17 protein-coding genes, 1 pseudogene and 1 riboswitch are annotated in these 21,073 nt (G+C 51.0%); of the genes and pseudogenes, 3 read left to right on the forward strand and 15 right to left on the reverse strand.

Going from position 1 to position 21,073, the window contains the following annotated elements; genetic code table 11:
* Window positions 1–137: 137 nt before the first annotated feature.
* Window positions 138–914: pseudogene (locus HP552_RS19570) on the forward strand (DUF5704 domain-containing protein); the annotation flags it as partial.
* A gap of 210 nt (window positions 915–1,124) precedes the next feature.
* On the opposite strand, the gene HP552_RS19575 reads toward HP552_RS19570, so the two are convergent.
* The 6 genes from HP552_RS19575 to HP552_RS19600 all read right to left on the reverse strand — a co-directional run bounded on the left by HP552_RS19575 (window position 1,125) and on the right by HP552_RS19600 (window position 7,388).
* Window positions 1,125–1,955: an ABC transporter ATP-binding protein gene (locus HP552_RS19575; RefSeq protein ID WP_175397099.1), complete on the reverse strand. Its 831-nt coding sequence runs from the start codon at window positions 1,953–1,955 to the stop codon at window positions 1,125–1,127.
* On the reverse strand, window positions 1,945–2,742 hold the full coding sequence (locus tag HP552_RS19580) for an ABC transporter ATP-binding protein (RefSeq protein WP_175397100.1): 798 nt from the start codon (window positions 2,740–2,742) through the stop codon (window positions 1,945–1,947). Before HP552_RS19580 ends, HP552_RS19575 begins: the two co-directional genes overlap by 11 nt.
* On the reverse strand, window positions 2,742–4,337 hold the full coding sequence (locus HP552_RS19585; protein WP_175397101.1) for an ABC transporter substrate-binding protein: 1,596 nt from the start codon (window positions 4,335–4,337) through the stop codon (window positions 2,742–2,744). The genes HP552_RS19580 and HP552_RS19585 overlap by 1 nt, the downstream gene beginning before the upstream one ends.
* Window positions 4,338–4,351: 14 nt before the next feature.
* Entirely contained in the window at window positions 4,352–5,185 is an 834-nt protein-coding gene (nikC, locus tag HP552_RS19590) for a nickel transporter permease (RefSeq protein ID WP_175397102.1), read from the reverse strand.
* Window positions 5,186–6,124, reverse strand: coding sequence for a nickel ABC transporter permease (gene nikB / locus HP552_RS19595; protein WP_175397103.1), 939 nt, complete (start codon window positions 6,122–6,124; stop codon window positions 5,186–5,188). It lies immediately after the preceding gene.
* Window positions 6,125–6,287: 163 nt separating this feature from the next.
* Window positions 6,288–6,477, reverse strand: a riboswitch (cobalamin riboswitch).
* Between the two features lie 83 nt (window positions 6,478–6,560).
* Window positions 6,561–7,388, reverse strand: coding sequence for an AraC family transcriptional regulator (locus HP552_RS19600; RefSeq protein ID WP_175397104.1), 828 nt, complete (start codon window positions 7,386–7,388; stop codon window positions 6,561–6,563).
* A gap of 193 nt (window positions 7,389–7,581) precedes the next feature.
* Here HP552_RS19600 and HP552_RS19605 point away from each other — a divergent pair, with 193 nt between their 5' ends.
* Complete coding sequence (locus HP552_RS19605; RefSeq protein ID WP_175397105.1) at window positions 7,582–8,883, forward strand: alpha-glucosidase/alpha-galactosidase; 1,302 nt, start codon at window positions 7,582–7,584, stop codon at window positions 8,881–8,883.
* Between the two features lie 97 nt (window positions 8,884–8,980).
* Here HP552_RS19605 and HP552_RS19610 read toward each other — a convergent pair whose 3' ends face one another.
* The 8 genes from HP552_RS19610 to ytxJ all read right to left on the reverse strand — a co-directional run bounded on the left by HP552_RS19610 (window position 8,981) and on the right by ytxJ (window position 19,430).
* Window positions 8,981–9,679, reverse strand: a complete 699-nt coding sequence (locus tag HP552_RS19610; RefSeq protein WP_175397106.1) for a response regulator — start codon at window positions 9,677–9,679, stop codon at window positions 8,981–8,983.
* Window position 9,680: 1 nt separating this feature from the next.
* Window positions 9,681–11,261, reverse strand: coding sequence for an ATP-binding protein (locus HP552_RS19615; protein WP_312884319.1), 1,581 nt, complete (start codon window positions 11,259–11,261; stop codon window positions 9,681–9,683).
* 8 nt (window positions 11,262–11,269) lie between these two features.
* Window positions 11,270–13,609, reverse strand: coding sequence for a histidine kinase (locus HP552_RS19620; RefSeq protein ID WP_175397107.1), 2,340 nt, complete (start codon window positions 13,607–13,609; stop codon window positions 11,270–11,272).
* Between the two features lie 202 nt (window positions 13,610–13,811).
* Window positions 13,812–14,372: a potassium-transporting ATPase subunit KdpC gene (kdpC, locus tag HP552_RS19625; protein ID WP_175397108.1), complete on the reverse strand. Its 561-nt coding sequence runs from the start codon at window positions 14,370–14,372 to the stop codon at window positions 13,812–13,814.
* 223 nt (window positions 14,373–14,595) lie between these two features.
* Window positions 14,596–16,740, reverse strand: coding sequence for a potassium-transporting ATPase subunit KdpB (gene kdpB, locus HP552_RS19630; protein ID WP_175397109.1), 2,145 nt, complete (start codon window positions 16,738–16,740; stop codon window positions 14,596–14,598).
* 67 nt (window positions 16,741–16,807) lie between these two features.
* Window positions 16,808–18,487, reverse strand: a complete 1,680-nt coding sequence (gene kdpA, locus HP552_RS19635) for a potassium-transporting ATPase subunit KdpA (RefSeq protein ID WP_175397110.1) — start codon at window positions 18,485–18,487, stop codon at window positions 16,808–16,810.
* A 35-nt stretch (window positions 18,488–18,522) separates the two neighbouring features.
* The gene (locus HP552_RS35805) at window positions 18,523–18,606 is read right to left on the reverse strand and encodes a potassium-transporting ATPase subunit F (protein ID WP_175397151.1); all 84 of its coding nucleotides are present in this window, start codon (window positions 18,604–18,606) and stop codon (window positions 18,523–18,525) included.
* Between the two features lie 284 nt (window positions 18,607–18,890).
* Entirely contained in the window at window positions 18,891–19,430 is a 540-nt protein-coding gene (gene ytxJ, locus HP552_RS19645) for a bacillithiol system redox-active protein YtxJ (RefSeq protein ID WP_246310975.1), read from the reverse strand.
* Window positions 19,431–19,615: 185 nt separating this feature from the next.
* On the opposite strand from ytxJ, the gene HP552_RS19650 reads away from it, so the two are divergent.
* Complete coding sequence (locus tag HP552_RS19650) at window positions 19,616–20,470, forward strand: hypothetical protein (RefSeq protein ID WP_175397111.1); 855 nt, start codon at window positions 19,616–19,618, stop codon at window positions 20,468–20,470.
* Window positions 20,471–20,549: 79 nt separating this feature from the next.
* Here the strand turns inward: HP552_RS19650 and HP552_RS19655 are convergent, their stop codons facing one another.
* A complete protein-coding gene (locus tag HP552_RS19655) occupies window positions 20,550–20,978 on the reverse strand; it encodes a VOC family protein (RefSeq protein WP_175397112.1) in 429 nt (142 codons plus the stop codon).
* Window positions 20,979–21,073: the final 95 nt, after the last annotated feature.

A 21,073-nucleotide genomic window follows, 5' to 3' on the forward strand; every position in this document is an offset into this window, starting at 1 on the left:
ACCAATACCGTAAATTGAGTAACTTGGGAATGATCGATTAAACTATTATCAAGATGGAACGCCGTGTGCGGTGAAAGTCGCATGCACGGTGTGGAGGTGGGGAAAAGGTAGCGACGTAGTCAAAGCCTTACCTATACCTATTTGGCAAGCAGGATGGTGTACGGATTACGCCGACTTTTCATTTTGTGAGTGAAGACGGTACCTCCCGCCAGGAAGTGGACCTGTATTACCACAGGGGACAGGAAAGGTTTATTCGTATCGGATCTGCGCAGGATCTGGAGAAACGATTTGTTGTTCTGAACGCCCGTTTACGAAACGTCCCTGGTACAGAGCTGGGTGATACTGCCCGTTATCAATACACCTATGAATTGACAGAAGAGGAGCAGAGCCAGAGCACACTGGCAGAGTACATGGTTCGTCTCGTCGATCAGACCTCTCACCAGAAAACGTGGGTGGGTCGCTATGATTGGATGATCCTGCCCTCCTCCATTCGTACATTGATCGGACCCAAAACCGACATTCCTCAGGGCGTAAATATGGACCGGGCCAATGCAGCCATCCAGCGTTGGTATGGGGAATACAGCCTGCCTGCCGATGTATATGCGGTGCCGAAGGGCACGGATCTGGAGCCAGTCGCAAGACAAAACCAGTTGGACGAAAAGTCCCCCGTGTTCCTGAGAAATGGTTATATCGTGGTCAACTTCAATATCGAAAGTCTGCGGAATGGCGATACAGACGCGCCCCACCTGCAATACATTCACGCTCCTCTGATGAATCAATGGCAGATGGAGGGTTTTCAGCGCAGTCCGGTTGATCATGAAGGCAGCACCTGGCCCATTCAAGACGGAGATGTCGTGTTCTATCACGCCAATCGGTCGAGTCGAAACGATTTCCAATCCCAAGTACCGCATTAAACTCATCGCATGGGCAGCAACACCTTAATATTGGATCTGGATGCACCTACATGCGTAAGATGCCGTGTGATTCGCGGCAACCATTGAATCATCCATTCTTATAACGTCTTTATACAGCAAAAGGATTACTCCGAGCGTCACTACCATGACCCGGAATAATCCTTTTTGTTCGCTTGCCTCTTTAAAACACCTCAATATGCCAACGTCGAGTCAGCCAGTGATCCCCTGAAGCGCATACTCCCGCATCTTATCCTTGATCTCCCTCACCGACAACACCGAAGCCATCAGGTTACGTGTGTACGGATGATTGGCTGCATGGGCCAGCTGAGCACTTTCCAGCACCTCAACCACTTTGCCCTTATACATGACGGCAGTCCGATCACTAACCTGCTGTACCACGGCCAGATCATGCGATATGAAAATAATTGAGATGCCTGTCTCCTGGCGCAACTGCACCAACAGGTTCAGAATTTGCTGCTGAATGGAAACGTCAAGTGCAGAGGTGGCTTCATCAAATAGGATGATATCCGGCTGAACCCCAATCGCACGAGCAATAACCACTCTCTGCTGCTCTCCGCCACTGAGTTCATGTGGGAGCTTGTCCGCAGCAGCAGCAGGCAGCCCCACCAGCTCCAGCAAGCGGTGAACCTCCTGCTCAGCGTGCCTGCGTTTGATCAGCTTATAATTCAATAACGGTTCGAGGATAAATGCTCCAATCTTCATGCGGGGATTGAAGATCGCCGAAGGTTCCTGAAAAACCATTTGGATCTGTTTGCGCTGCAGTCTTAAAGTCTCTCCCTTAATTGAGGTAATATCCTGCTGACGATAGATGATTTGTCCGGAGGTTGCTCTTTCCAGATGGGTCACGCATTTGGCCAGTGTGCTCTTGCCACTACCACTCTCGCCTACAATTCCAAGACATTCTCCCGGATACAGCTTCAAATGGACGGATTGCAGTGCAGTATTGACCGTCTGCCCCTTTGATTCATAGGTTTTACACAAATCCCTCAATTCCAGAATGGGCATCCTCTCATTTCCCATTAGCATTCCCCTCCAATTCGGGCACGGCATCGAGCAGTCTTCGGGTATACTCATGACGAGGATCGGTAATGATTTTTGACGTTTGTCCAAACTCGACCAATGCCCCGTGCTGCATCACACCAATGTGGTCTGCCATATGAGCTGCAACAGCAATATTGTGCGTCACGATGATCATTCCTGTTCCTTGACGGGCCCGAAGATCGGTCAGACGTTTCATCACTTCAACCTGTGTGGTTACATCCAGTGCACTTGTCGGTTCATCAGCGAGCAGCAATTCTGGTTCCATCGTTACCGCCATGGCAATCGCCGTTCGCTGCTTCATCCCCCCACTAAGCTGGCCGGGATACATGTTCATCATCCGATCGGGTTCATCCAGTCCCATCTGTGAGAGCATGTCCACCGCCATCGCATGGGCAGCCTTCTTCGATATATTAAAGTGTGTACGGATCGCCTCAATATACTGACTCCCTACTTTGCGGATTGGATTCAGATAAGCACCGCTATCCTGAAAAACCATCGCCATCCGCTTGCCACGTATATGGCTCCAGTCTCCTTGTGAATGGCTAAATATGGACTTCCCCTGAAAAACAATGTCTCCCCCCGCATATTGGCCACCGTCTGACAGCATGCCGAGCAGAGCTCGAAGCAGCGTCGATTTGCCGCTTCCGCTTTCGCCAACAATTCCGACAATCTCCCCGGCATTCATGGCAAACGATACATTTTGCAGCGCGGGTGTGCCGCTCTTATACGTGACTGAAAGGCGATCTACACCCAGTAAGACGCTCATTATTGCCCAACCTGGATATTTCGATCCAGGAGATAGAAGTCGATCGGATACATCGTCGCACCCTGCACCGCACTTTTGCTTACAATGTTAATCGGGGTATAGGTAATAAACATATATGCTGCATCATCCAAGATCATCTGCTGCGCTTCTGCAGCCAGTTCGTATCTTTTTTCCACATCAAATTCGGAATGCAGCTTTTGAATCAACGCGTCGAGATTCGCATTGCTGTAGCCACCAATGTTCCACTCTGACCCTGTTTTGAAATAAAAGTCGAGAATATACTGGGGATCTCCGGTAATCCCCGTATTGATGCTGGTCAAGGCCAGATCGTAGTGTCCGCTTTTTTGATGATCGGTCAGATCCTCATAGGAGGTCATCTCCAGGTTGACACCAATCTCCTTGAGCTGGGACTGCATCGCGGCAGCCACGATGGAATCCGATTCGTAAGCCGAGTTGAGGATCAACTGGAGCGTCATCTGTTGTCCATCTTTTTCCCGAATACCGTCTCCGTCTGTATCCTTGAAACCCGCCTCATCCAACAGCTGTTTGGCTGTCTCGGGTTCATAGTCATATCCTTTGATCTGATTATAGCCGAAAGGCAGTGCGGAGGTGAACGGTCCTTTTGCCGCCTGACCACCTACCAGTGTATTTGCATACATCTCGCGGTCAATGCCATAGGAAATTGCACGGCGTACTTCCGGCTCACTCAGCAGCGGGTTTTTCGTGTTGAACCATACAAACTGGGTACGCAGGCTTGGAATCTCATCAATGGTGTACTGACTCTTGTCCTGGAACAATGCCAAACTGCTTCGTCCCACGTTGCTGGCTACGTCGATCTCGCCCGATTGCAGAGCGAGTGCACGTGTGCTGTCATCCTTGATATATTTTAACGTAATGGTATCCACATCGGCTGCGCCGTCCCAGTATCCGTCATACTTTTTCACCTGAATCTCCTGATCCGGGGTATAGCCCGTTACCATGAATGGCCCGGTGGCGATAGGCTCACTCTTGAATTTGGACGTATCTGCACTCGTATCTACAATTACAAACAAGGGCTCAGCAATATTGCCGAGCAGGGATGCGTAAGGCTCTGTTGTTGAAATGGTCAGATCCTGACCTTTAGCCGACATGGAAGCTATCGGCAAGGTCGACTGTCCTCTCTCGTTTAACTCGATGGAACGTTCAATGGACTTTTTGACCGCATCTGCGGTGACCTTGTTGCCATTATGGAACGTTACACCGTCCCGGATATGAAAGTGCCATGTCGTATCATCGATACGATCCCAGGTATCCGCAATTTTCGGTACCAGCTTCATATTCTCATCGAACTGAATCAGCGTCTCTCCAATGGCTGCCCGTGTAAGGGTCCAGCCATTCCACTCTTCTGCCGGATCCAGATTGCTGCCGAGCCAGAACAGGGCTACATTTAGATGAGTCGGTGTAACCGCACTGCCTTTGTCCGCCTCAGCCGCCTTTTCGCCAGAAGATGATGAGGTGGAAGTACTTGTTGTAGTTTGGCCACAAGCTGCGATAATACATAGAACCAATAATGACAGTACGGTAAGCGATAGCGTTTTTCCATATCTCGAATTCATTTCCGTTCCTCCTGTTAAGCTGCCTTTTTCTTGGGATCCATCACATCTCTCAGACTGTCTCCCAACAAATTAAAAATGATAACTGTCCAGAATATCGCCAGTCCCGGATAAATCAACAGCCATGGGGCCGTCTGCAGATATCTTCTGCCTTCATTCAGCATCGCCCCCCACTCCGGTTCAGGTGGCTGGGCACCCAATCCCAGAAACGACAGGCCCGAGATGGACAGCATCATGCCGCCCACATCCATCATTGCCATGACAATGAGGGGAGACAGCATGTTGGGCAGGATTGTTTTTGTGATGATCTGAATCTGTCTCGCACCACTAAATGCCGCAGCAGCGACATATTCCTTTTGCCGAAGTGAGATCACCAGACTTCTTGCCAGTCGTGCATACTTCGCCCACCAGACAACCGCAAGAGCGATAACCGTATTAAATAATCCTGGTCCCAGCATCCCTACCACCGCAATGGCGAAGATTAATCCCGGAAAGGCCATCAGCGTATCGGACAGCCGCATCAGAATCGTGTCGATCAGACCACGAGCGAAACCCGCAATCACACCAATCGCCACGCCGAGTACAAATACAATACCGATCATCATGAATGTAAGCAGAAGCGAAGTGCGCGCCCCGTATAGGAGACGGGATAACACGCAGCGTCCAAGCTGATCGGTTCCAAGCGGGTATTCGGCGCTGGCTGGCTGCAGCACCTTGGCAAAGTTCGTTGCCAGTGGATCATGCGGGGCAAGCAGCGGCGCAACCATCGCGAGAATAACCCAGAGGATGGTCAATGAGAACAGGAACCCAAACCAGCGGTGCTGTGTCCAAACAAGCCTGAATTTTCTCATCTATATATCCACGTCCAGTCGAATCCTTGGGTCATGCAGGTGTGTCCACAGATCAACGATCAGATTCAGCAATACGTAGATCGTCGCCATCCAGATGACGTAACCCTGAATCAGGGGATAGTCCCTTGTAAATATGGCATCGACCGCCATCTGCCCTACCCCGGGCCACACAAATAAACTTTCGACAATGGCTGCCCCTCCGAGCAGTGCGCCTGTGGACATACCCATGAGCGTAACGATGGGCAGCAATATATTAGGTAAAATATGATGTATCATGATCACTCTCTCCTTCACACCCCTGGCTCTTGCCCCCGTTACATAGCTCTGGGACATCTCTTCCAGAATCACCGTACGGATCTGCCTGACATACTGGGCGATCAGAGGCAAAGCCAGTGTGCATGCCGGCAGAATCAAGCTGTTCCATCCCGAACTTCCCATGACGGGCAGCAGCTTCAACTGTACGCCAAACACCAACATGAGCAGCATCCCCAGCCAGAAGCTGGGCATGGACAATCCGGCAAATGAAAACAGGCGAATGACGTAATCCAGCACTTTGTTTCTGTAGACTGCAGACATGATACCCAGCGGAAATGAAATGAGAATGACCAGAAGCAGGGCACTTCCTGTTAGCCGAAGTGTAGCCGGAAGCCTGGACAACAGGATGTCGAGAACGGGTCTGTCGTATTTGTAGGACATTCCGAAATCCCCGGTAAACACATGTCCTAACCAGGTTCCATAGCGGATCAAAAACGGCTGGTCCAACCCAAGCTGAACGCGTACCTGCTGAACCAATTCGTCAGACGGAGTGACCCCCGTGGACATGAGCATGAGCCTTGCCGGGTCCCCCGGAGACAGGTAGGTCAGCAGAAACGTCAAAAACGTAATGCCGAATAACACGGCTGCCAGTTGAATGAATCTTTTAACAATGTATCTACTCACATGTCTGACGCCCTCTCCCCAATCTCCATCAATACACAGTGACTTGTCCTTGCATATCAAAAAAGACGTCTCTCTCCGTATTACCGGATAAGGACGTCTTAAATAAACAGATTTTCAGAAAAATCATGCTCTCTAAACACCTTCCTATCTCCCGTAGGGTACTACTGTGTTGTTAAACTAGGCAGGTCTCCTGGCTCCAGAATCCTCGTCCTTGCAGCACCTTCCCGGCCTAAACCAGTGGCATATCGCTGCTTGACTCCTCTGTTACAGTGGCGGGACCGCGCCGGTATTACACCGGTCTTCCCTATTAAGCTTCTACCCGAGGGCAAAGCACCTAGTTCCACATATTCAATTGAATTGCATTCTGTACCAGTATAGCTGGCTCACAGATAATGATCAAAACTTTTATTATTCAAATATGAAACAACCCTGCCTTCTAACCTCGTTCTCTTGACCCTTTGGGGGATACTCCTGTCACTCGTTTGAACATCTTGGAAAATAACAGCGGATCCGTGTAGCCCACCGAATGGGCAACCTCGCTTACGGATAACGTTGAACTTTGCAGCAGCTCTGCCGCACGATTCATCCGGTATTCGAGAAAGAATGCCTGCAGCGACTTCCCGTACTTCTCCTTAAAAAGACCGGACAGATATGTACGATCCAAACGCACGGACTGCGCAATATCAAGGATCGAAGTCTTTTGGCTGTACCTGTTCTCCATGAACTGGACGGCTTGCCTGATGTATTCATCCTTGGTGGACAGGGGACGCCGCGTCTTCTCTTCTTCAGGTGAGGAGGATATCAGTTCGGCAATTAACCGGTATAACAGACTCTGGCTAAATACATCTCCGCCATTGCGTGATGAGGCCTGAGTCATGTCTGCATACAAACCATCTATTACCTCAGGATCTCTGGCATCAAATACAGGATGTGCCGGACTCAGTTTTGCCCGCTGCATGAATGTCTTGGCATGGACGCCCTTAAACCCGAACCAGGAGTACGTCCATGGCTCCTTCGCATCGGCCTCATAATGGATAATGGTATCCGGGAGAATGACGAAGCCCTGACCCTGGGTCAGCCGGTATTCCTTATCCTCCATATGAACCGTTCCCCATCCCTCATGAATGTAATGAACCACATAGGAATCTCGCACCCCTGGACCCCAATAATGAGAAGGATCGCAGGCTTGCCAGCCGAAAAACAACAGCACCAGCTCCATCTGCGTCCAGTCCATGGGCAGCACATTAAACTCAATCGGTGTCATCCTTCCACTCCTTCCCTTCACCCGTATCCTTTTTTCTCATTTTAAATTATAACAGGTGAACCAGGGAAATATCAGCTGAAAGCGATACTAAAAATGGGATTATGCCATGTTTGAGAGAGGTTGAACCATAGTTATACATACCGAATCGGCCTATAGTTGGGGTACACCATTATTCAGGGAGGCTGGACTTGAGATGAACAAAATTACGTTTCTCGGTGCGGGCAGCACCGTTTTTGTCAAAAATGTATTGGGTGATGTCATGATGACCGAAGCACTGCAGGATTTTGAATTGGCCTTGTATGATATCGATGCCGAGCGGTTGAATGATTCGGAGCGACTGCTGACCAGTATGGGTCGTTCTCTCGGAAGCCGTTGTGCTGTAAAAAAATATACGGACCGCAAAGAAGCGCTGCGCGGTGCCAAATATGTCATTAACGCGATTCAAGTGGGCGGATATAATCCGTGCACGATCACGGACTTTGAAATTCCGAAAAAATACGGTCTGCGTCAGACGATTGCCGATACACTCGGCATTGGCGGAATCTTCCGCAATTTGCGTACCATTCCAGTCATGCTCGATTTTGCCCGGGACATGCAGGAAGTGTGCCCTGACGCCTGGTTCCTGAACTACACCAATCCCATGGCCGTACTGACCAATGTCATGAACGTGCATGGAGGAATTAAAACGGTAGGTCTGTGCCATAGCGTGCAGGTATGTGTGCCCCATCTGTTCGAGGCGTTGGGGATGGATCAGACAGGCGTAGTCGCAAAAGTTGCAGGAATCAACCATATGGCTTGGCTGCTGGAAGTGACTAAGGATGGCCAGGACCTGTATCCGGAGATTAAACGCCTCGCGAGAGAGAAGCAGAAGGAACAGCATCATGATATGGTGCGTTTCGAGCTGATGAATCGTTTTGGATACTACGTAACGGAGTCTTCCGAGCATAATGCCGAGTACCACCCTTATTTTATCAAACGTAATTATCCGGAATTGATCGAACGCTTCAACATCCCGCTGGATGAGTATCCGCGCCGCTGCGTGAACCAGATTGAAGGATGGAAGGAAATGCGCGAGAAGCTGTTTGCCAGTGAAAATATTGAACATACCCGCAGCCGTGAGTACGCTTCGCACATCATGGAAGCGATGGAAACGGACCGTCCGTACAAAATCGGCGGAAATGTAATGAATACCGGACTGATCACCAACCTGCCTCGTGAGGCCTGTGTTGAGGTTCCATGTCTCGTCGACGGATCCGGGATTAGCCCAACCTATATCGGCGACCTGCCTCCGCAGCTGGCGGCATTGAACCGTACCAATATTAACACCCAACTGCTGACCATTGAAGCAGCCATGACAGGCAAAAAGGAACATATCTATCATGCAGCCATGCTGGATCCACATACCGCCGCCGAACTATCCATCGATGATATCGTCGCCATGTGTGATGAACTGATCGAGGCCCATGGCGACTGGTTACCGAAATACACATCCTAGTGCCTAAGAAGTCTTGATGATCAGGAAAGCGCCGAAGTCCTCTGTAATCCCAGGAGGCTCCGGCGCTTTTATTGAATGCACCTTATTACTTTTTTGTCTAATCCTGAAGCAAAAAGCGATAGCCAATCCCTGGCTCGGTCTGGATAAACCGCGGCTGCGTAGGATCCTCCTTTAATTTTTTGCGCAGATGACCCACATAGACCCGCAGATAATGACTATCCGATTCGTGATGATGCCCGCCCCACACCTGCTGCAGCAGCTGGCGTTGGGTAATGATTTTTCCGGCGTTGGAAGCAAGAACCTTGAGCATGTCGTATTCCGTTGGTGTTAATTTGATCGGCAAACCGTCCAGCTCCACCTGCCTTTGTGCCAGATCCATGGTGAGGGACCCGAAACGCAGTACAGGTTCATCCGTTGTTCTGGCCACGTGGCGGAGTGCAACCCGAATTCGGGCAACCAGTTCTCCCATGCCAAACGGCTTGGTTACATAATCATCGGCTCCGCCGTCAAGCGCAGCAATTTTGTCTTCCTCGCGTTCCTTCGCGGTCAGTACAATAATGGGCACCTGGGACCATTCGCGGACACGATGCAGCACATCCATTCCCGACATTCCAGGCAGACCCAGATCAAGAACGATCAGATCCGGATGAACGATACTGGCCTGAATGACAGCCTCTTCCCCATCTCCACATTCGTGAATTTCGAATTGATGTGCCTGCAGAGTCACCTTCAACAGTTTGCGGATCTGTGGTTCATCATCTATAACCAGTATGCGTGCGCCTTGCGGTGACGTCATGTTACTCAACCTCTCCTTGTTCCATATAGGGAAATAATGCATCTGGCACTTCCATCGGTAAACAGATGCTTACTCTTGTTCCGCCTCCTGGATTGGGCTCTGTTCCAATCGTTCCTCCGTGGACTTCGACAATTCCTTTGCATATGGCCAGTCCCAGCCCTGTGCCCGTAACATGCCGGGAGGATTCCGACCGGTAAAACTTTTCAAATATCCGCTCCCTGTCTATATCAGGGATACCAATACCTGCATCGGCCACCACGATGGTCAGCTTGGCATTGTTCTCATCTACCGTAACGGTAATTACAATCTCGCTATAATCAGGAGAGTATTTAATGGCATTGCTGACGACATTGACCAGTACTTGTTCCAGTAAAATTTCATCACCACATATAAATGACGGTTGTTCAGGCAAATCCACACGAATGGTGCGGTGCTTGCTGAATTCCCGAACCTGCACCAATACCACACTGATCATGTCTCCCACGTCACACCATTTCCTTCGCAGCTGCAGCATGCCGCTCTCCAGTTTCACCATGCCCAGCAGATTGGTCACCAGCCGGTTCATGCGCATGGCACCATCCCGGATGTTGCCCGTCAACTCTTTCCGATCCTCGGGGGTAAAAATGGCGTCATTTTCGATCAATCCTGTAGCGGACCCGATTATTGCAGTTAAGGGTGTTCGCAGTTCGTGAGACACGGAGTCCAGCAAGGCTGTGCGAATCCGCTCTGATTCAGCCGTTAGCTGTGCAAGCCTCGCTTCCTCCGCGAGTTTTACACGAGCAATCGCACTGGCAGCCAGTCCTCCACAAGCCTCCAGCAATTGCAGTTGTTCCCGCTGTTCCTGGACATCACCGGTTTCCATACGGACTGCAAGCACGCCGTGAATCTGGTTTTCCGTACGCAAGGGTACGTATAGACCGGACGATTCCCGCAGGCTGGAAGATCCTCTTCCGGCGGTTTCACCAGTTCTATACACCCATTTGGCAATCGCGATTTCCGACTCCTCTTCACCCCAGCTAGCGGTAACATGATCCTCAGCGGATGTCGTTATTGTCAGTTCACCATGAGCGTCCGGCAAATATACCGCAGCCTCGGTACCAAGTGTGTGCGATACCTGGTTTGCAATATGGTTCAGCAGGGTGTCCAGATCGGTAACGGCCGTCATCTGGCGGCTTAGCGCATACAATGAATTCGTTGTGGCTTCGCGCTGCCTTACCATCTCCAGCTGCTGCCGCAAACGGCTGGAAAGTGTCGCGGTTAACACGGCTACTGCCAAATACACCCCAAAAGAAAAAATATATCGCAGATCCGCAACGGTAAAACTGAGATTCGGAGGCACAAAAAAGAAGTCAAACATCAGAACACTCAGACTTGCTGCGTAGATTGCCGGTCCCAGCCCCCAGAAGACCGCACTCACCAAAATGGGAAACAGGTAAATAAGCGATACGTTAACCAGATCATTACTCATGCCAATGACATGAAGCAGAGGGGTTAACAAGGTAATTCCAATCGTGACCCATATATATTTGGGAACCCGGTGCACACGGGTTAATCCTTCTTCCACCTTGGTTCGTTCAGACACCGTACTTTTCACATCCCGCTAGGATCATAATTATAATCTGCAACTATCAATACATCCATATGTCTGGACAATTGGACAAGCCTGTGGACCACCGACCCGGCACCCCTATAGCCATTCAGCCACCAGAGCCTTTTCGCTTGACCAACCACCAGCTGCGTTGCCTTCGCTTCCGCTGCCTTGCTTGTCAAAATGACCGGCACTTCGCTCAGTCTCCGACTGTGATGAATATGAAATTGGCCGCCCAGCCTCTCAGTTAACTGTTTCAGTACTTCCAGCTGACACTTTGCTTCATCACTCATGGCCCTGCCTACATGGACATGATGTACATGCCAAACGGCCTTCAACCGATAGGCGGTGCGGAATCCGCGACGAATTAGCCGCTCCGCTTGTTTGTCACTGCTTACACAGACAAAAACTACTTCTTGTCTCCGCCAAGGACCCCGGAGTGCACTTTTGCGTTCCTGCGCTTCCAACCGCTCATCCACATCGTCGGCCAGTTCACGTAGGGCAAGCTCCCGCAATGCAATCAGATTACCGATGCGAAAGAAGTTCGCAAGGGCCTGCTCCACCTTGGCTGCTGCATAGATTTTACCCTCCCGCATGCGCTGCCGCAAGGCCCGTGGAGCGACATCGATCAACTGTACCTCATCCGCCATCTGCAGAATCTGATCCGGCACCGTTTCCCGGACCCGAATGCCCGTAATATGCTCCACTGCATCATTCAGGCTTTCGAGATGCTGCACGTTGACCGTCGTAATTACCGAGATGCCTGCATCTAGCAGCTGCAGCACATCTTCGTAGCGCTTTTGGTGTATACTTCCGGGCACATTGGTATGTGCCAGTTCATCCACCAGCACCACTTCCGGACATAGATGAAGAATAGCCTGCGTATCCATCTCCTCCAGAGCTACTCCCTGATAGATCCGACTCATGCGTGGTATAACGGAAAGCTGCCCAATCTGTTCCATCGTCCCGGCCCGATTGTGCGTCTCCAGCAAGCCGATCCGGACATCAATGCCTTTGCGGAGCAGATCATTCCCTTCCCGCAGCATCATATAGGTTTTGCCTACACCGGGGGCTGCGCCGATGTACACCTTGAATTGGCCGCGCCGAATTTGGCCGATCTGTTTTTTCATTTCCTGTTCGCTTAATCTGCGATAGGTTGTGCTCCGGGTATACGGCAATTTTGCCGGGAGCACCCGTTCACCATCCAGCTCGGTCCGATCTGCCAGCAGGAACAGGTCGACTCCCTGCAATCTGTGCAGGAGCGAATTGATGACTGAACCTTGCCATAGCTCCTGCCAGCGGGTATGCCGCGAGTGCCCCATTACAATACGGGTAATCTGGTGCTGAGCTGCATAACGTGCCAGGGTCGATGGAATCGTGCGGCGGTGTGTCATAGACAATTCCTCGAATGCTCCTCCGAACTTCTCCACCAGCTTGATCATGTTACGGCGAAAAACAGCAGCCTCCTTGGTTAGCACCTGCTTCCTGTCGCGAAAAGTCACCACGCATAAATCCCCATTCAGTCTCTTGGCAATCTGTTGTCCCCGCCGAATGTAGATGGATCCGTTCCAGTGATATTGGGTCGATACCAGAACCCGTTCCATGATGCCTATTGTCATGGTGATCCCCATCTCTTCCCGGTGTTCACGCAGCGATTCATTGACCCCTTCGGCAACCAGTTTTAGTGCCAGTTCCCGCAAAATGCCCAGATTACCTTGCCTAAACACTGCTTCTCCCTCGTGACCTTTCAGATGTCCTTCAGCAAGCCGGGCCAACACCGTTTCCGGTGTGACATCGATCAGCTTCACTTCATCGGCCAATTCAAGGGTACCCGCAGGAACCGTATGCTCAGCTGCAACGCCTGTGAGTTTCCGGGCCAGTTGGGTATAACCCTCCAGCTCGTAGACATTGACCGTGGTGATCACGCTGATATTGTGCTGCAGCAAATACTGAATATCCTCCAGCCTGGTCGCGTGAAAAGCCCCTTCCCGGTTTCTATGCGCCAGTCCGTCGACGAGCACCACTTCCGGGTTGCGCTCCAGCAGAGCCTCCAGATTCAAATCCTTCATCTCCATGCCATCTCTCTGCCGGTGCCAATGGATACTCGGAATTCGCTCCAGCTCACCAAGCTGTTCCACAGTCTCGGGTCTCTGCATGGTCGACACAGCGCAGATGACCACATCGATGCCTTGCTGGCGCAGCGTGTTTCCTTCTCTTAACATATGATATGTCTTACCAGAGCCGCTGACCGGACCGATGTAGATGGTGAGCGTACCCTGCTGCAGCTTCGTAATCATCTTCAGAATGTCCTCCGGCGATTTGCGCTTGAAGCCGTCACCCATCCGCTTATTCCCCCTTCCCACGCCTTGGATCAAAAATGGAGAAAGCCCCCTCCGAAACCTGGAAGAAGGCCAAGTATAGCTGAACGACAGTGATTCACATATACATCTCTGCATTTTGATTAGGGATAGGGCTCTGACCCTGTGGCTATGCTCCACTATAAATTCATCGTTTATCGCCTTAAGGTCAGGGCCGTTCCCGCAATTATTTCAGCTCTGCTGCCAGCGCCAGATTCAGCGCAGTCACGTTCACACGCGGCTCACCGAATATGCCGAGTTGGCGTCCCTGAATATGAGCTTCCACGAGTTTTGAGAGCTGCTGCTCACTAAGGCCAGTCGCCTGACTAATCCGCGGAATCTGCGCCTTGGCTGCTTCTGGCGAAAGGTCCGGATCAAGACCTGATCCTGATCCGGTCACCAGGTCCGCAGGAATTTGCTGCAATGCCGGATTTTCCTGTCTGAGCTGGGCTGCCTTCTCTGTTATCTCGCCAATATACTCCTCCGAAGCGACGGCCCGATTGGAGCCTGCCGATGTCGTTGGATCATAACCTGCGCTCGATGCCCGGGGCTGGAACATGGCCGGCGATTTCACTTCCTGTGCCAGCAGCGATGAACCGATGACTTTCCCATTTTGCGTAATCAGGCTGCCTCCAGCCTCGGTGGGAAAGAGCAGCTGTGCCGCAGCAGTCGTCACCAGCGGATACACCACGCCGCAGATCAGCATAAGGAGGATGGATAAGCGGATGGCAGGCAGTATTGTTTTCATATCAGTCACATCCTGAATTTGTTATTGGTAAATTTGAATCAATTTCTTACACTAGCGCACTGCGCGGTCAGAACAACCTTCCGATCGCTGTTACCCCCAGATTTTTTGATCACAATTCCCAAGGTGAAAATATGGGGATAAAGGCGAACGCTTCGCTTCTCCAGGTTTTTTCTGCCCTCTCCGTTATCGTGTAAAAGGGAATTCCAATTTGTATGGGTTAGTATCACACCAGATGAAGCCCCGAAAGGATCAGGTCAATCAGCTTGATCCCGATAAACGGCACAATCACGCCACCCACGCCATAGATCAACACATTACGTCCGAGCAGCCGCTCGGCTGACATGGCTCGGTACTTCACACCCTTCATGGCAATTGGAATCAGCAGCGGAATAATGATTGCGTTAAAAATAAGTGCCGACAGAATGGCCGATTGCGGTGACGCCAGATTCATAATATTCAACGCCTGGAGCTGCGGCATGGCCACAATAAACATGGCCGGGATAATGGCAAAGTATTTTGCAATATCGTTCGATATCGAAAAGGTTGTCAGCGCGCCGCGTGTAATCAGCAGCTGCTTCCCAATGGAGACAACCGACAGCAGCTTGGTCGGGTCGGAGTCCAGGTCAATCATGTTGGCCGCTTCCTTGGCCGCCATGGTACCCGAATTCATCGCAAGGCCCACATCGGCCTGCGCCAGGGCAGGCGCATCATTGGTACCGTCGCCGGTCATGGCGACGAGCTTGCCCGCCTGCTGCTCTTTTTTGATCGCAGTAATCTTGTCTTCCGGCTTCGCTTCAGCAATAAAGTCATCCACGCCCGCTTCCAGGGCAATCGTAGCCGCCGTAAGTGGGTTGTCACCTGTACACATGATCGTTTTGATGCCCATGGATCGCATCTCAGCGAATTTTTCCTTCAGTCCGGGCTTCACCGTATCCTTCAGATAGATTACACCGTAAATCCGGTCATCGATCGCAACGGCAAGCGGTGTGCCCCCAGCCTTGGCAATGCGATTAGCGATGTCATCCAGATCGGCGGGAATTCGCCCACTACGTGAGACAATATGGCGCTTGATGGCATCCACTGCACCCTTCCGAATCTGCGTTCCGCTGCCGAGGTTGAGACCGGACATCCGAGTCTCGGCTGTAAACTCCACATTTTCCGCACCTGCATACTCCTGCTCCATCCAGCTCTCACCCTGCTTGCCAGCAAGCTCCACCACGGAGCGCCCTTCCGGTGTCTCGTCTCGTACCGAAGCCTGCAGCGCCGCCCGGGTCATCTCCTGCACAGTTACACCCTGAACGGGGACAAACTCGGATGCCATGCGGTTCCCGTACGTAATCGTTCCGGTTTTGTCGAGAATTAATGTATCAATATCCCCTGCTGCTTCCACCGCTTTCCCTGACATGGCGAGTACGTTGAACTGGGTGACTCGGTCCATCCCCGCAATCCCAATGGCAGACAGCAATCCGCCAATCGTTGTCGGAATCAGGCAAACCAGCAGCGCAATCAGTGTAGCCAGATCAAGCTGTATTCCGAGGTAATTTGCCATCGGCACCATCGTCAGGATGACGATCAGGAAGATCAGGGTCAACACGGCCAGCAGGGTGGTCAGCGCAATTTCATTCGGTGTTTTCTGGCGCTGTGCACCCTCGACCAGAGAAATCATTCGGTCCAGAAACGATTCTCCCGGATCGGTCTGCACACGGATGACGATGTAATCGGAAGTTACCCGCGTGCCTCCCGTAACGGAAGAGAAATCACCGCCAGCTTCCTTAATGACGGGAGCAGACTCACCTGTGATGGCCGATTCATCGATGGAGGCCAACCCTTCGATAATCTCACCGTCCGTGGGAATCAGTTCTCCCGCTTCCACACGGACGATATCTCCTTTTTTCAATTGGGCCCCGGATACTTGCTTGGTTGTTCCATCCTTCTGCACCAATTTTGCAGTCGTATCTGATTTCGTCTTGCGCAGCGTATCTGCCTGGGCTCTGCCTCGTCCTTCAGCCAGCGCCTCGGCAAAATTCGCAAATAGCAAGGTAAACAACAAAATGAGAAACACCGCAATGTTGTATCCCCGACCGGCTTCCGATGCAACAAAAAGATCTGGATTGATACATAACAGCAATGTGATGAACGTACCGATTTCCACGATAAACATGACGGGATTTTTGATCATGACGACCGGATTAAGCTTCTTGAAGGCGTCCAGAGACGCCTGACGCACGATATCCCCGCTTATTGTCCTCTTGGGTTGACGATGATGTTGGGGACCACTGTCCTTCCCCACACCCTTGCCAGTTGGTTTAAACGTTTCTTGATCTATTCCTTCCACCCTATGTTCCTTCTTTCGCTCTATCGCTGCCATTATCTTCGTGCACCTCCATGCTTGACGTCCTTTCTATACTCTCCGTAACCTCTCCATACGCCGTCCATTACCGGATCATCGCGAAATGTTCAGCGATCGGTCCAAGCGCCAGTGATGGAAAAAAGGTAAGCGCTCCGACTACAACAATCATCATCACCAGTATTCCAGCAAAAAGGGGTGTGTGCGTACGAAGTGTACCCGTTGTTACAGGAACTATTCGTTTGGTCGCCAGTGAGCCTGCAATCGCGAGCATGGCAATCATGGAAATGTACCTTCCCAGGAGCATCACCACACCAATGGCGATATTGTAAAAGTCCGTATTGGCATTCAGTCCGGCAAAGGCAGACCCGTTATTGGCAGCCCCCGATGCAAAAGCATAGAGCACCTCGGTCAGGCCATGCATGCCTGAATTCGAGATCGAGGCCACAGCTTCCGGTCGCATGAGCGCCAGCGCAGTGGGGGCCAGAATAATCAGGGGATGGATCAGCAGCGCAATCGATGCAAGCTTCACTTCTTTCCCCTCGATTTTTTTGCCCAAAAACTCAGGTGTCCGTCCGACCATCAGTCCAGAAATAAACACAGCCAGAATGACGTAGAGCAATCCGTTGAGCAAACCTACCCCTTTGCCGCCAAAGACGTTGTTGAGCATCATTTCAGCCAGTGCCACCATTCCGCCGAGCGGAGTGAGCGACTCATGCATATTGTTGACCGATCCCGTTGTCGCAGCTGTGGTCACTGCCGTGAATAACGCCGATTCGGATATCCCGAACCTGACCTCTTTTCCCTCCATGTTGCCTTGAACACCGACAGCATCCAGTGCGGGCACCCCGCGATATTCCGAAATAAAAACGGTTGTAAGCATCACCAGAAACAGAAAGCTCATCGCCGCAAACAGCGCCCATCCCTGCTTCCGGTTGTTCACCATCAGTCCGAAGGCATACACCAGCGCAGTGGGCAGCAGCATCATGCAGACAATGTGAACCAGATTCGCCAGCGCGGTTGGGTTTTCAAAAGGATGTGCCGCATTGGTTCCGAACCAGCCGCCGCCATTCGTGCCGATGTGTTTGATCGACTCCAGCGAAGCAACAAGTCCGCGGCTGATCGTCTGCTCTGCACCTTCCAGCGTGGTTGCATTCACTGCCCCTGCCAGGGTCTGCGGTACACCCTGAAAGACCAGAAATAACGCCACAATAAAGCTTAGCGGCAAAAAGATTCTCGTTATCGACCGTACCAGATCGACATAAAAGTTTCCCAGTTCATCTCTACGACCTATCAATCCGCGTATGAACGCAATAGCCACTGCAAATCCCGTTGCAGCCGATGTAAACATCGGGAACGTCACAGCCAGCATCTGTGACAGATACGAGAGGGCACTCTCGCCCGTATACGACTGCCAGTTGGTGTTGGTCATAAAGGATACAGCCGTGTTAAACGCCTGCGCCGCAGGCATGTTGCTGATGCCATCCGGGTTGAGCGGCAAAAATTGCTGCAGCCGCAGCACCAGAAACATTAAAATCAGCATCACGAAGTTGGATATGAGCACGGCCGACAGGTACTTTTTCCAGCCCATCGACTCATTCTCCCGTACCCCCATCAATCGATACAGCACTCGCTCAGGTCCGCCAAAAATCCGGTCTAATCCGGTTCGCTGACCGCCGAATACGTTCACCAGATAACTCCCCACCGGTTTTACCAGCAGTATAATAATCAGCAGTGTGACTGCCACTTGTAATAAACCGCTACCCATATCCATAGTTCCTCCCTAATCACGATCCGAATGAATCAGAATTTCTCCGGTTTCACCAGCACGTAGCCCAGATAGATCACGAGTGCCAGCACAATCACTCCAATGACGGTCACATGCATCTTCCCCTCTCCGGCCCCAGGCCCTAGGCTCTCTCACAGAATTTAACGAAACCCCAGAACACCACGAACAGCAACACAACCAATCCGATCATCGCAGCATCGTTCACCGTTACCATTCCTCCCTCTCTCTACCGTTCTCCCAACCTGCTACGTGTAAAATCTTATACCGGAACGCTGTAAAAAGGGGGTAAAGAAATCCCTGCCAGGGTGTAAAAAAAGCGTAAAAATAGACCCGCTCCTTCGCCATGGGCTGAAGAAAACGGGTCTATCGGGTGGTATGATCTTTAACCAAAGGGATGCTGCGTCCATTGCAGCAATCTCTTTTTCGTGATTTTGCCATGAGATGTATGTTTCATCACCTGCCCCTGGTCCAGAAGCAATACCTGGGGTGACTCGTGGTGAACCTCTGTCTCCTCCGCAATGCGTCGGGAAAGCGGACGATTTTCAATGACTTTGACAATATGATAGTCCATCTGCTGTTTGGGGTCTGACGCATTCGAGCCCACAAACGCCATAAACTCTCTGTATGCCCTTGCACTGATTGGGCAAGTCGTGCTGTGCTTCAGGATTAGCACCGGATGATCTTCCGAACGTTGAAGCGCCTCTTCCCAGTCGTCTGGTTTGCGGAGTTCGCTGACATGTTCGCTTAGCAGATCTTCCATACCAGCATTTGTCCGTTTGCTAACCACCGAACCGATCACAACTCCGAGAGCCACGCCAAAAGCAATGCCAAGTGCAATCTGATTCGTAGCCGTACCAATGCTGACCCCAAGCGCAACGCCCACTCCAAGCCAAAGGGCCTGGTGATTCACTTTTTTCTCCATTCAGATCATCCTTTCTGGACAGAAGGCTGCGCCGCGACTCCCACCCGTTATCTTTAACAAATTATATCACAGGCGCCCGCGAGGGCGCTTTTATAATATGCATCCTCGGGTATATATTTGTGATACACTGATTGTAATTTGGAAACGATGAATGGAGAACCGATTGGAAAGGCGGAAATTTCGATATGACATACGCTTTTATGATTGAACCGCAGCATTACACCCCCTTCGAGAACGATGAAGAGCTCATTGAAAAATGCCAGGAGTGGGGCCTGCTTTCAGGAAAAGCAACCAAGCTCAAAACCTTCTACTATAAAGGAAACGGACTCAACGTACCCTGCACCATCATTGGCTTTGTCGATCACATGGCAGCAGTCATTCAACTGGATAATGAACAGAAACACTGCATTCACCCCTCTTATCTGAAAGAGATGCAGGCATCAAGCTATAACATAAGATCCGTGACGGGAGCAGGAGCTGAGAAGGGAAATGAACCTTCTGCCGCATCCAAAACAGAAGTGACGCCTCGCCCTGAAGCTGTTTCGGTCGCAGATCCAGTGTCTGAATCAAACGATATTCCATCCGATCTGAATGACATGGATATTGATGAAGAAGGAAGCCATACCGGCCTGAAGGGAGATCCGGATGGGCTGGTGGAAGAATATGTAGGACCTCAAGGCGGGACAAGCAGTGAAGCCAAACCGAAGGCGAAGACGGCCAGCAAAGCCAAATCCGTCAAGATTGACCTTCCTGAAGGTAAAGTAAAAATGACTGCGGTCGTGAAGGAATTTACAACGGTTCCCAACCACTTCTCTGATAATGACGATGAAGTTATCATCTATGAAGAAGTAGCGATTACCGAGCCTGAGCGCGTTGAGATTGGCGAAGCCTGGTCCAGTCACAGTGCCACGATGAAAAAGCAGGAGCTTGAAGTTGGCGATGTACTTACATTTGAAGCAAAAATGATTAAAAAGAAGCTGACTCGAAATCCTGTTCCCTATAAAATCAACAACCCGTCCAAGATTCAGAAACAAGTCTAACCCAAAAAGACCTCCAGCTTGCATGATATCAGGCACTGAAGGTCTTTTGCTTTTTCAAGGGTAAATCGAAGGCGAATGGCTACGCTTGGCTGGGAGTACAGCTAATTTGGAACTGAACACCGTACTTGTCCGTAACCATGCCGTAGGCTGGGCTCCAGAACGTCTCCTGGATCGGCATTTTCACCTCTCCGCCTTCTTGCAGTTTATTGAAGATTTGTTTGGCTTCATCTGCAGTATCCGTATTCACGGTAACACTAATGTTGTTACCAATGACATGGGGCATGCCCGGGAACGTATCCGACAGCATGAGCACAGAGCCTCCAATTTGCAGGGAAGCATGCATGATGCGATCTTTGGCTTCTGGCGGAATCGGATGGTCCGGATTGGATGGACCTTCACCAAACGTCTGAACTGCCAACACTTCTGCGTTAAATACCTCTTTATAGAACGCTACTGCTTCTTGTCCATTTCCATCCGTTACAAGATACACATTCAAACTAATCGCCATGCGTTTTTCATCTCCCTATGCTCATGTTTTTAAACCATTCATGCCGCTTGCGACATGAGTATATATGACAGGTTGTCCTTTGACAAGCAGGTATT

It is taken from the genome of Paenibacillus xylanilyticus (genome assembly GCF_013359935.1).
GTDB classification, from domain to species: domain Bacteria; phylum Bacillota; class Bacilli; order Paenibacillales; family Paenibacillaceae; genus Paenibacillus; species Paenibacillus xylanilyticus.